The 13030-nt window shown below is 39.1% G+C and carries 13 protein-coding genes; 11 read left to right on the top strand and 2 right to left on the bottom strand.

What is annotated here, in order from left to right; all coding sequences use genetic code 11:
* Nucleotides 1-30 precede the first annotated feature (30 nt).
* Nucleotides 31-1431, bottom strand: coding sequence for a potassium transporter TrkG (locus DOK79_RS02880; protein WP_206855281.1), 1401 nt, complete (start codon nt 1429-1431; stop codon nt 31-33).
* 361 nt (nt 1432-1792) lie between these two features.
* On the opposite strand from DOK79_RS02880, the gene DOK79_RS02875 reads away from it, so the two are divergent.
* The 4 genes from DOK79_RS02875 (at nt 1793) to DOK79_RS02860 (ending at nt 4958) form a co-directional block, all read left to right on the top strand.
* A complete protein-coding gene (locus DOK79_RS02875) occupies nt 1793-2260 on the top strand; it encodes a hypothetical protein (protein ID WP_206855284.1) in 468 nt (155 codons plus the stop codon).
* Entirely contained in the window at nt 2257-3036 is a 780-nt protein-coding gene (locus tag DOK79_RS02870; protein ID WP_206855286.1) for a DUF6681 family protein, read from the top strand. Before DOK79_RS02875 ends, DOK79_RS02870 begins: the two co-directional genes overlap by 4 nt.
* A gap of 205 nt (nt 3037-3241) precedes the next feature.
* Entirely contained in the window at nt 3242-3811 is a 570-nt protein-coding gene (gene lepB / locus DOK79_RS02865; protein WP_206855288.1) for a signal peptidase I, read from the top strand.
* Nucleotides 3812-4004: 193 nt separating this feature from the next.
* Nucleotides 4005-4958, top strand: coding sequence for a peptidylprolyl isomerase (locus DOK79_RS02860; RefSeq protein WP_206855289.1), 954 nt, complete (start codon nt 4005-4007; stop codon nt 4956-4958).
* A gap of 133 nt (nt 4959-5091) precedes the next feature.
* On the opposite strand, the gene DOK79_RS02855 is transcribed toward DOK79_RS02860, so the two are convergent.
* Nucleotides 5092-5691 carry a class I SAM-dependent methyltransferase gene (locus DOK79_RS02855; RefSeq protein WP_206855291.1) on the bottom strand — a complete coding sequence of 200 codons (600 nt, stop codon included), beginning with the start codon at nt 5689-5691 and terminating at the stop codon, nt 5092-5094.
* 178 nt (nt 5692-5869) lie between these two features.
* Between DOK79_RS02855 and DOK79_RS02850 the strand changes: the two genes are divergently transcribed.
* The 7 genes from DOK79_RS02850 to upp all read left to right on the top strand — a co-directional run bounded on the left by DOK79_RS02850 (nt 5870) and on the right by upp (nt 13013).
* Nucleotides 5870-6454, top strand: a complete 585-nt coding sequence (locus DOK79_RS02850) for a thymidine kinase (RefSeq protein WP_206855292.1) — start codon at nt 5870-5872, stop codon at nt 6452-6454.
* Nucleotides 6455-6456: 2 nt separating this feature from the next.
* Entirely contained in the window at nt 6457-7530 is a 1074-nt protein-coding gene (gene prfA / locus DOK79_RS02845; RefSeq protein ID WP_206855294.1) for a peptide chain release factor 1, read from the top strand.
* Complete coding sequence (gene prmC, locus DOK79_RS02840) at nt 7523-8359, top strand: peptide chain release factor N(5)-glutamine methyltransferase (protein ID WP_206855297.1); 837 nt, start codon at nt 7523-7525, stop codon at nt 8357-8359. Before prfA ends, prmC begins: the two co-directional genes overlap by 8 nt.
* 192 nt (nt 8360-8551) lie before the next feature.
* Entirely contained in the window at nt 8552-9577 is a 1026-nt protein-coding gene (locus tag DOK79_RS02835; RefSeq protein WP_206855299.1) for an L-threonylcarbamoyladenylate synthase, read from the top strand.
* A 187-nt stretch (nt 9578-9764) separates the two neighbouring features.
* Nucleotides 9765-11009: a serine hydroxymethyltransferase gene (gene glyA, locus DOK79_RS02830; RefSeq protein WP_206855301.1), complete on the top strand. Its 1245-nt coding sequence runs from the start codon at nt 9765-9767 to the stop codon at nt 11007-11009.
* Between the two features lie 215 nt (nt 11010-11224).
* Nucleotides 11225-12166, top strand: coding sequence for an alpha/beta hydrolase (locus tag DOK79_RS02825; protein ID WP_206855302.1), 942 nt, complete (start codon nt 11225-11227; stop codon nt 12164-12166).
* 217 nt (nt 12167-12383) lie between these two features.
* A complete protein-coding gene (upp, locus tag DOK79_RS02820) occupies nt 12384-13013 on the top strand; it encodes a uracil phosphoribosyltransferase (RefSeq protein WP_010736621.1) in 630 nt (209 codons plus the stop codon).
* Nucleotides 13014-13030 lie beyond the last annotated feature (17 nt).

Raw genomic sequence — 13030 nt, 5'->3', positions numbered from 1 at the left:
TCGTTTTTTCCGGACGAATCATAGGTTTGCTTAACCGATAATGATTTTCTCGGTCGGATATTCATAACCTAAATCTCGTGTTTCTTTTGGTACAAATAACATTAGTGTGTACAACATACCGATACGCCCAATGAACATCAAAGCACCGATCGTGATTTTACCGAGTGGCGATAGATCACCGGTGATACCTAGTGAAAGCCCAGTTGTTCCAAAAGCAGAAGTGACCTCCACGATAATCGAGATGAGCGGTTGCTTCTCCGTAGCGGAGAGAAAGAGGATACAGAAAAAGCACATCCCTAAGGAAAGCATAAAGACGACCACTGATTTTCGGACATCATCTTCATCGATTCGGCGACCAAAAATATTGATATTGTCTTCACTTTTCAAAAACGAGTAAAGATACAAACCAATGATCGCTACCGTCGTCGTTCGGATACCCCCGCCGACAGAACTCGGACTACAACCAATAAACATCAATAAAGAAAAGACGATCAATGTAGTGATTTGGAAGTCACCGAGATCATGGATCTGTAAACCGGCATTTCGAGTTGTCATGGAATAAAACATGGAATTGATCCACTGGACACTCGGATGCAAATCTTGGAACAGATGATTTTTTTCAAGTAAATAAATCAAGACAGTCCCACTTACGAATAAGATGACAAAAGCCAACACCGCAAGCTTCGTAAATAAGGAAAACCGAAAAGGAATCTTCGCTTTTGTTTTTCGATACAAAAGCCATTCTCTAAATTCCATCAATACTGGAAAACCGATCCCACCAATAAAAATCAGAAACATGATCATAAATAAAAAAGGGTAGTCATGTTCAAAGGGTTTGATCGAATCGCCAGTGATGTCAAAACCGGAATTGGTGACCGCAGAAATGGCTTGATAAAATCCATGGAAAACAGCCTCATGCCAATGATCAAAATAACCTCGCAGATAAAAATAGACTGAGAACAAGGCACCAAATAGTAACTGGAACCAAAGCAGTATGACAAAAGTGATCCGGATCAAACGAACGATACCAGACAAGCGTGGTTGGTTCATATCTGTCATGATCAATTGTCTCTGACGTAACGTGATCCGACGTTTAGAAAAGATAATAAATGCTGTTGAAATCATCATGATCCCGAGACCGCCTACCTGAAACAAGACCTCAAGTAAAATAATACCGTTATTGTTAAAAATCGCATGGATGTCAAATGTTGAAAGCCCCGTTACACTGATCGTACTAATCGCCATAAAAAGCATATCGATAAATGGAACGTGACTATCTGGGTTTCGAAAAAATGGGACGTAAAACAAGCCCAAAGAAATCAATGTCATTAAAATATAATAAAATACGATGATTTGGATAGAAGAAAAGTGACTAGAAGCGTATCTTTCGCTCCGCCTTCGCCATTTTCGAAAAAAAAGATTCAATTGCACAAATTCGATCCTCCTTGTTAAGTGTTTCTTCCAGTATACCGACATTAAAATAAATACACAAAGAAATAATAAAACTAAAATTTACCAGAATGTTAGTTATTGGAAAAGTCGCTTGTAATGAAGAGGATTTTGCTAGAAAACTTCGAAGGCAATCAGTGATATAATGAGAGTTATCAACAAAATAAAAAGTGGTCTAATCACTTTTCAAAAGCTCAGCGAGTAAATCTACACAAAAGTTTCATGAAAAAATAAGAAAAAAATAAGAAATTTATGGTAAAACTAAAGAAGAACTGTGAGAAAAAATAAACTTTTGCCAGAAAATCAGGACTTTAAAGGCAACAAGAAAAAAGGATGAGAGAATATGCGGAAAGTAGCACCTATATTAAAGCCGATCGCTGTATTGACGATTTCGACGATTGTTGCTACCACGACAGGCATCGTTAATAGTTCCAGCTATCGTGCGCCAAGCCGTTCGACGACAGAGACTACCACGACTTCCACAAATGAAGGAGTAGGACAAACGACTGATACGGTGGAAACAACACCGACGACGGTCGAACAAGAAACAACTAATTCAACATATAATCAACACTCAATACCGGAAAGTTCGGTCAACGAGGGTGATTCAAGCTATACAACCGACTCGATACCTCAAAGCCAAGAAGAAAATGATATCGATTCACAGACGACACCAAGTGAAACAACACCAAGTAGCACAACGCCAAGCTCTTCTACACCAAGTGAAGGCAACATGAATGAAAATAATACACCTACAGAAAATTCAGCTGAAACACAGATGTATAATCAACAGGCAGGTGACGAAGAATGACGTTTATATTAGATATCATCAACGGGATACACAAGTTTTTAGGCTATTTAGATATCAGTCCTAAATATTTGAACCGAGGCTATACTGTATTAAGTGTGATTCCAACCGTCTATCTTTTACGAATTGTTTACGGGTTATGGCAAAACCAAAACTATTTGCAATTCTTTTTATATGGATTAGGCTTTTTAGCACTTTTATACTTCACCGTTTTAAATGTGTTTTATTACTTTTTTGATAAAAACTCAAAAGCCGATGTGACCCAAGTGATCGTGAAGTATCTACCCGATGAAGCGTTCAATATCGAAGGGGAAACCGTTCGTGGGAATAACGGAAGCATCGACAAAGTCAACACGGAAAAAGCAAATGTTCTATTTGATGAAGACTACCAATTGAAGTTAGCAGAGAATATGCACTATTTGATTGAAAAAGGGGAAATCAGTGTCAATGAACTTGGACGGATGGACGGATTTTTGATCGATAGAAATACACTTTATCCGTATTATTACGTGAAAAAAGTCTCTGACAAAACCTATCAGTTAAGTATCGGTCGTAATTATTCCAGCATGGAAAAAGTCGGAACGATCAAGGTCGACTCTCCAGAAGATCATATTGAGCCAGTTGGCTTGTTCATTGCGGGTGGTGATTTCGTCAAAGATGGTCTTAGATACCACGAGCCTTATCGTTTGAAGTTGATCATCAAGAAAAATCAACCACAAGAACAAGAAGGTGAAGTCACTTATAGTCGAAGCCAACGAAGAAAAAAAGCTAAGATATAGTTTGGGATTCGCCCCATGAACGTTTATTCAGCTCTTGTACGGAGAATACAGGGTAAAGCACACTGCTTTCACAATACTAGGCTCATTATCGATACATGAGCTGATACTTATTCTTTCTTTTAATTGATAAAAACTGTAAAATAGAGAATAGTTAACAAGTAAATAAAAATAACATATGAATCTTTGATTAAATAGGAGGTACAGAGTGAAAAACTTTTTGAAAAATTGGGGCATCCTCATCGTTGTGTTAGCAGCCATCATCTTGGCAAGAGTCTATGTCTTTACACCAGTCACAGTCAGTGGTCACTCAATGGATCCCACATTACATGACGGACAACGTTTGATTTCATCAAAAATTTCAGATCTTGATCGTTGGGATATCATTACAACAAAAGAACCTGGGGACGAAGAACGGATGATCGTGAAACGAATCATTGGTATGCCAGGCGATACGGTAAAAATGGAAAATGATCAGCTATACATCAATGGGGAAAAGCAAGATGAACCTTATTTAGATGAGTACAAAAAAGAATTTTCAGAAGATAAACTGCAAGATGAATATTCGTATAATTCAGCCTTTCAATCTCAAGCTGAAAATTCTGAAACATTCACTAGTGATTTCGAATTCACTGTTCCTGAAGGACAATACTTGGTACTTGGGGACAATCGCTTGATTTCAAAAGATAGCCGTATGTTTGGGTTAGTCGATGAAGACTTGATCCAAGGAAAAGTCGTTTTCCGTTATTGGCCATTGAATAGAATCAACATTATTTAAAAAAATCTAGAAGAGCGTGGAACGAACGACTAGGGCATTGATAACCCTCAGATGTTTGTCTACGCTCTTTTTAGTATGCACACTGATTTTAAAATTTCGATAAGATTGACTCATCTTCAAATTTTGTTCAAAAAATACATATAAAGTAATAAAAGAATCAATGTAATTATAAATAGTTAATAGGAGTGACCGCATGAAAAAATTTATTTCAGTATTAGCCGTATCATCAGGATTAGTTTTATTTTCTGCATGTACACCAAATTCGACAAATCAAGCCGCAGTGACCTATAAAGGGGGTACGATCTCAGAACAAGAATTGGTCGACCAATTGAAAAAAATAAATGGTGCAGAAACAGCCGTCCAAAATTTGATCATTTTCCAAATTTTTGAAGAAAATTATGGCGACAAAGTTTCAGCTGAAGATGTGGAAAAAGAATACAACGATAGTAAAGAAGCACTCGGTGATTCCTTTGATTCTCAATTGAAATTAGCCGGATATACGACTGAAACTTATAAAGAAGAAATAAAAAAAGGATTAGCTTATAAAGCAGGTCTACGAGCAAATGTCGATTTGACCGATGAAGATCTTAAAACAGCCTGGGAATCCTTCCACCCAGAAGTAGAGGCGCAATTGATCAAAGTAACGAGTGAAGATGACGCCAAGGAAATCAAAAAATCACTTGATGATGGTGGCGACTTTGCGAAAATAGCGAAAGAAAAATCGACGGATGAAGCGACAAAAGAAAATGGTGGCACCATCACCTTTGATTCGCAGTCCACAAGTGTGCCGACGGAAGTCAAACAAGCGGCATTCAAGCTTAAAAATGAGGAAGTGTCTGATGTCATCACCGCAGTCAATTCCTCTACGAATGCAACGGAATATTATCTAGTGAAAATGATCAAACAACAAGAAAAAGGCAATGATATGTCGAAATATAAAGAAGAACTAGAAAAAATAGCAACAGAGACAAAAATAGCAGATCCAACATTCGTACAAGAAGTTGTGCGTAATGAATTGAAAAAAGCAAATGTCAAAATCAAAGATGAAGATTTCAAAAATGTATTAAGTGGGCTAATGACAGAACCATCAACAAGCGGAAATTCAACCGATGCGTCCACAGATTCTTCAACAGAAACGTCAAACTAGTTGATCCTCGCGATGACAACATTCAACTTAGGAACGCACATATAAATACACAAAAGCCGAAAATAGCTTCGTATATTTTCGGCTTTTTGCATATTGTTGAGATGCTTCGTTTTTTCCTCTGAATAAAAAATCCCTATTCTTTGTTAGCTATTGCTAAAAACAAAGAAGCATCTTGTTTCATAAACAGTTTTTTTCCGTGATGAAATGTTTGGATAGAAATTGAGTTGAATCCAGCGAGTTTTAATTGTTCGCTCAACTCCTCATGGTCAAAGCCATTATGGACTTTTGGATGTTGGATGTTTTCGTTCTTATCGAAGTCAACGATATAAAGTTTTCCACTTGGCTGAAGCATGTGAAAAAGCTGTTTTAAAATGACATTCGTTTCTGGAATATGCAACAAGACTAAAGATAGTAGAAGGATATCGGCTTTCTCTTCCGGTAACTCCATTGTGGCTTCCACTTCGACCGTTTGCACATTTGCTTGATTTGTCTCTTTAATTTTTTTGTCAGCCATTGCCAACATTCCTGCGGCTGAATCAATGATGATCAGTTCTTTAAAACGTGAGGCAAGAGGTAACGTGACGAGACCAGTTCCTCCACCGTAATCGATCAATTTCTGGTCATGAGTCTGTTCAGAAAATTCTTTTTCAATCGCTGAACGAATCGTGGCTGCTAATTGGATTCGTTCGGGGGTATCATAGTGGTTCGCCATTTGGTGGAATATTTCGGACATAAGTGCCCTCCTTTATTTTTCATTCGATTATACCAAAAGAATCGCGTCTGAGTTCTTTTTCTATAATATAAATTTGGCTATTTCTTCCATAGAAAATCCCTTTCAAAAATTCTCACTGTAAAAATGATTGAAAATCAAGTATAATACCATAGGAACAAACTGGAAGGTGAATGAGGACATGGCACAACTATTTTTTAAGTATGGCGCAATGAACAGCGGCAAGACGATCGAAATTTTAAAAGTTGCACATAATTATGAGGAACAAAATAAACCGGTTGTTTTGATGACCAGCGGAATCGATACGAGAGATGGCGTTGGCGTAGTTTCAAGCAGAATCGGCCTGAAACGTGAAGCAATCCCTATTTTTGAAACGACCGATGTATTTGAAGTCATCCAGCAGATGGAACATCCACCATACTGTGTGTTGATCGATGAAGCGCAGTTCTTAACAAAAGGACATGTCTTAGCATTCACGAGAATCGTTGATGAACTAAATATTCCGGTGATGGCATTCGGATTAAAAAATGATTTTAGAAATGAATTATTTGAAGGATCGAAGTATTTATTGCTTTATGCAGACAAAATCGAAGAAATGAAAACGATCTGCTGGTTCTGCCATAAAAAAGCAATGATGAATTTACACTATATAGACGGAACACCGGTATACGAAGGCGACCAAGTCCAAATCGGCGGAAACGAAGCCTACTATCCAGTATGTCGGAAACACTATTTTCATCCATTGATGATCACAGAAGGAGATTAAGCATGTACGATCAATTACAATCAATCGAAGACCGTTACGAAGAGCTTGGGGAACTACTGAGTGACCCAGAAGTGATTTCAGATACGAAACGTTTCATGCAGCTGTCAAAAGAAGAAGCAAACACACGTGAAACGGTTGAAGTCTACCGTCGTTACAAAGAAGTTGTTCAAGGTATCAAAGATACGGAAGAACTGCTTGGTGAAAAGTTAGACGATGAGATGGCAGAGATGGCTAAAGAAGAATTAGCTGATTTGAAAAAAGAAAAAGAAGAGCTAGAAGAAAAAATCAAGATTTTATTATTACCAAAAGATCCAAACGATGATAAAAACATCATCATGGAGATTCGAGGAGCTGCTGGAGGAGACGAAGCTGCACTATTTGCTGGCGATCTATTCTCGATGTATCAACGATATGCGGAAGGACAAGGCTGGAAAACAGAAGTTTTAGAAGCAAGTGTTACAGGAATCGGCGGCTACAAAGAAGTCATCATGATGATCTCAGGTGAGAATGTTTACTCGAAATTAAAATATGAAAGTGGCGCACATCGTGTCCAACGCGTACCTTCAACAGAATCTCAAGGACGGATCCATACATCAACAGCAACAGTCGTCGTCATGCCTGAAGCAGAAGAAGTAGAAATCGAATTGGCGGACAAAGATATCCGTATCGATATTTACCATGCTTCTGGAGCTGGTGGACAGCACGTCAACAAAACAGCATCTGCGGTACGTTTGACACACTTGCCAACAGGGATCGTGGTAGCGATGCAAGATGAACGTTCACAATTGAAAAACCGTGAGAAAGCGATGAAAGTCTTACGTGCGCGCGTCTATGATAAAATCCAACAAGAAGCGCAAAGCGAATATGATGCGAATCGTAAATCTGCGGTAGGAACTGGCGATCGTTCAGAGCGTATCCGTACCTATAATTTCCCGCAAAATCGTGTGACAGACCATCGTATTGGTTTGACGATCCAAAAATTAGATCAGATTTTAGCTGGAAAACTAGATGAGATCGTTGACGCATTGATCGTGTATGATCAAACATCTAAGTTGGAAGAGATGCAAAATGGATAAAACCTATCGAGAAGTCCTCACACGGGCTTCTTCTTTTTTAGAAGAACAAGGCGTGGAAGGCTATAATATCCAATTTGTCTTTCTCGAAAGGAAGCAGTGGACAAAGCTTGATTGGCTCATGCGGATGAATGAACCAATCACAACCGAGGATCAAGCTATGATCGATGCAGATATGAAACGACTAGCGCAACATTATCCGCCTCACTATTTATTAGGTTATGCTGAATTTTTCGATCACCGCTTGAAAGTCACGGAAGCAACCTTAATCCCTCGACCAGAAACGGAAGAATTAGTTGCACTTTGTTTAGCTGAAACAAGTGAAAAAACATTAAATGTAGTAGATATCGGTACAGGGACAGGAGCAATCGCAATCAGTTTAAAAGCCGCAAGAAAGAACTGGCACGTCTCAGCCATTGACTTATCTTTAGAAGCACTAGCTGTAGCGAAGGAAAATGCAGAAAATGAACAAACGACCATCGATTTTTATCATGGCAATACGTTAGAACCTGTCATGGATCAAACCTTTGATGTCATCATTTCAAATCCCCCATACATCAGTCGCTCAGAATGGGCAGTGATGGATGAAAGCGTGCGAACCTTTGAACCCAAGATGGCATTATTTGCTGAAGAAGAAGGTTTAGCGATCTATCAAAAAATCGCACAGGAAGCTGCACAAGTCTTAGCCAGTGATGGACAACTATTTTTAGAGATCGGTTTCCAACAAGGAGAAGCAGTCAAAGAAATCATGCAACAAGCCTTTCCTACAAAAAAAGTACGGATCAAAAAAGATCTGTCAGGCAATGATCGCATGATTTTTGTCACTGATTGATTTGTGGATGAAAAAATTTTTTTCTGTTTTTTTATAATAAAAAAACACTGATTTGATAAGGATGAAAACGAATATTTTAGTTATCAACATACTTATCCACTATTGACAAACTAGTTATCAACAATTTGTGTATAACTAGAAGAAGAAATGGGATAAAACAAGGATTTTGAAAAAAGAGGATGTGGATAGACTGTGGAAACAAGAAAATATGATGAAACACAACTGAATGAAGCTGCCAAGGAATTAGCAGCAGGAAATCTAGTCGCTTTTCCAACGGAAACTGTCTACGGACTAGGCGCTAATGCTCTTTTACCAGAAGCAGTCAAGCAAGTCTTTACAGTGAAAGGTCGGCCACAAGACAACCCATTGATCGTCCATGTGGCTTCGTTTGAACAAGTAAAAGAGTTTGTGGACAACTTTCACCCACTAACAGAGCAAATTGTGAAAAACTTCTGGCCAGGACCACTGACTTTGATCTTTCAAATCAAAAAAGGGAGTTTACCGGGGATTGTCACAGGAGGGTTATCCACAGCTGCATTTCGTATGCCAGATAACAAAAAAACATTAGAATTGATCCAATTAGCAGGTGTACCACTTGTAGGTCCAAGTGCCAATACTTCAGGGAAACCAAGTCCGACCACAGCAGACCATGTCTTTCATGATCTAAACGGAAAAATCACAGGAATCATTGACGACGGGGCAACAAGAATCGGTGTGGAATCGACAGTGATCGATTTAAGTGATCCATCTGCACCACCAATGATCTTACGACCAGGAGCGATCACGAAAGAACAGCTAGAAGCAGTAGTCAAGAGTCCAGTCGCAACAGATCGGCATTTAGTAAAAGAATCAGAAACGCCAAAATCTCCTGGAATGAAATACAAACATTACTCACCAGATACACGAGTATTGATGGTCGAAGAAGAGGATTGGTCAGAGGCGATTGCCTGGACGAAAGAACAAGGACTACGGACAGGAGTTTTAGCTGGACCGATGATTGCTGAACAAGTCCGTAAAGACGTCGCAGCAATTTACATGTATTACGATGATTCAGTAGAAGCTGCCACAAAAGGACTATTTGCAGGATTACGTGGCTTGGACGATGAGCGATTAGCACTTGATTTGATTTTAGTGCAAGTCGCACCTGAAGAAGGTCTAGGAATTGCGTATATGAATCGGCTGAAAAAAGCCGCAGGACAAAATTATTTTAAAAAATGATCCAGAAGTGATTGCTGCAAAATCATTCTATGATACAATCTAGGAAACAAACTAAAATTGCTATTTGAGAATTAATGTTCGTATTCTTAACTAGTAAGCGCAGGTTAGCATCAAAAAAAGTCAAATATACTGAACATTCATTTGAAATTTAGAGATGTTGACACATAATGAAAAGGAGTTGTTGTTTGTGGTAGACTACAAAACGTTTGACCCTGATCTATGGGCGGCAATCGCAAAAGAAGAGGAAAGACAAGAATATAATCTGGAACTGATCGCTTCTGAAAACTTTGTCTCTGAAGCTGTGATGGCGGCACAAGGAAGTATTTTGACGAATAAGTACGCAGAAGGTTATCCAGGTCGTCGCTATTATGGTGGCTGTGAATTTGTGGATATCGTTGAGAATCTGGCAATCGATCGCGCAAAAGAATTATTTGATGCGAAATTTGTCAACGTCCAACCACATTCTGGCTCACAAGCCAATACAGCGGCATACCTTGCTCTAGTTGAACCAGGAGATACGATCCTCGGAATGGATCTTTCAGCTGGTGGACATTTGACACATGGCTCTCCTGTCAATTTTAGCGGAAAAACCTATAACTTCGTGGCTTATGGCGTAGATCCAACAACAGAAGTCATTGACTACAACGTTGTACGTATCTTAGCTAGAAAACACCAACCAAAGCTGATCGTAGCAGGAGCAAGTGCATATGGCCGAACGATCGATTTTGAAAAGTTCAGAGAAATCGCCGATGAAGTCGGAGCAAAATTGATGGTCGATATGGCACATATTGCAGGTCTAGTGGCAGCTGGCGTGCATCCAAGCCCGATCCCTTACGCAGATATCACAACAACGACTACACATAAAACATTACGAGGACCTCGTGGCGGGATGATTTTGACTAACGATGAAGAATTAGCGAAAAAAATCAATAGTGCCGTTTTCCCAGGAATCCAAGGTGGACCTTTGGAACATGTGATTGCCGGAAAAGCAGCCGCATTCAAAGAAGCATTGACTCCTGATTTCAAAGAATACAGCGAACAGATCATTGCTAATGCAAAAGCGATGGCAAAAGTATTCAATCAATCGATCGGTACACGCGTGATCTCAGGTGCTACAGATAACCATTTGATTTTGATCGATGTACGTGATTTAGAATTGAACGGAAAAGAAGCAGAAGCTATTTTGGATAGTGTCCATATCACTGTCAATAAAAACTCGATTCCGTTTGAAACACTTAGCCCATTCAAAACAAGTGGTATCCGTATCGGAACACCAGCCATCACTACTCGTGGCTTCCGTGAAGAAGATGCAGCAAAAGTTGCTGAGTTGATCGTCAAAGCCCTACAAGCAAAAGATGACGAAGCTCAATTAGCAGAAGTCCGTACAAGCGTACGTGAATTAACAGAGAAATTCCCTTTATATAAAAAATAAATCGTATCAAACAATAAAGATGTTAGAAATCAGAAAAGGTGAGTCGATCAAACATGCAGATGTTCGATTGGCTCACCTTTTTTTCTGTCTTATGCCTTGGTGTTGATCGCTTCTTTCACAACCTCTTCAATCTGATTTTTTGACTTTTGTTTGGTTGCTCTCTAGTATATGAGGTGTAATTTTATTTGTTGCATTCAATTTAGGGAGGAATCCGTATGACTGATCGAATTTCATTAGAAAAAGAAGCAATTGAGTTTAGTGATGCTAATGCACCGCACCCGCGAATCTATGAGTTACCTCCAGAAGAAGGACGTGATCTTCTAGAAGAAGTTCAAGGCTCCTCTGTGGAAAAATTACCTGTGGATATCGAAGATTTGAAAATCGATACCAATGAATGGGGACAAATCAATGTGCGCTTTATCCGTCCTGAAGGAAATGTTGAAAAATTACCTGTCATATTTTATATACACGGCGCTGGTTGGGTATTTGGCAGTGCCAAGACACATGATAAATTGATTCGAGAATTGGCTGTTCGAACGAACTCGATCGTGGTTTTTCCTGAGTACAGTCGATCACCAGAAGCAAAATATCCGATTGCCATTGAACAAAACTACGCTATTTTACAAAAACTTGCGGAGCTCGCTGAGTCGAAAGGCTTGGATCTTGAGAACCTGACAGTCGCAGGCGATTCCGTTGGTGGGAATATGGCAACAGTAATGACGATTCTTGCAAAGCAACGTCAAGGATTACCAATCAAAAAACAATTATTATACTATCCAGTAACTGATGCGAATTTTGATACCGATTCTTATAACGAATTTGCAGAAAATTATTTCTTAACAAAAGAAGGAATGCAATGGTTCTGGGATCAATATACGACAGACGAAGAGAAACGAGCAGAAATCACAGCCTCTCCTTTACGTGCAAGTAAAGAAGAACTAGCAGGGCTACCACCTGCAATGATCTTGACAGGAGAAGCAGACGTGTTAAGAGATGAAGGAGAAGCATATGCTAGAAAGCTTCGTGAAGCAGGTGTTGAAGTGACACAAGCACGTTTCCAAGGCATCATCCATGATTTTGTAATGGTGAATGCGATGGATCAAACAAATGCGACACGAGCAGCGATGACTCTTTCGACAGAATGGATAAAAAAATAGTTGTTTTTTTGTCATCTTTACCCAGTAATAAAATAAAAAAATAACAAAAAACGTCTGATTTTCAGGCGTTTTTGTTATTTATTGGTGATTTTTAAAAGAACACGCCTTTGTTTTTTTATTTCTTCGATTTTCTTTAGAAAAATGACGGGTAATACTAGTCAAGCCAGTGATTTTGTTTTACAATTAAAAAGAAACGAGAGAAAAAGGAGACAAAAAAATGGGCAAATTTCAAGTAATCGACCATCCATTGATCCAACACAAATTAACGATTATTCGCGACAAAAATTGTGGTACAAAAGTTTTCCGTGAGGTTGTTGATGAAATCGCTATGCTGATGGCATATGAAGTATCACGTGATATGCCACTTGAAGATATCGTCATCGAAACACCAATCACAGAAACAACACAAAAAACATTGTCTGGTAAAAAAGTAGCCATTATCCCAATCTTGCGCGCAGGTATTGGAATGGTTGACGGAATCTTAGAATTGATCCCAGCGGCTAAAGTCGGTCATATCGGATTATACAGAGACGAAGAAACATTGGCACCTCATGAATATTTTGTTAAATTGCCAGAAGATATCGATGCACGCCAATTATTCGTAGTTGACCCAATGTTAGCGACAGGTGGCTCAGCGATCATGGCAATCGATGCCTTGAAAGCACGTGGCGCTTCAAACATCAAATTTGTTTGCCTTGTTGCAGCTCCAGAAGGTGTTAAAGCCTTGCAAGAAGCACATCCAGATATTGATATCTATACTGCTTCATTAGATGAAAAATTAAACGACAAAGGTTACATCGTTCCTGGTTTAGGCGATGCTGGCGACCGTTTGTTTGGCACAAAATAAGAGAAAGCAATGACAAG

The sequence above is a fragment of the Enterococcus sp. DIV1094 genome (assembly GCF_017316305.2).
GTDB lineage: Bacteria > Bacillota > Bacilli > Lactobacillales > Enterococcaceae > Enterococcus_B > Enterococcus_B mangumiae.
The sequence above is the reverse complement of the archived record's forward strand: the minus strand, read 5'-3'. Positions and strand labels throughout refer to the sequence as shown.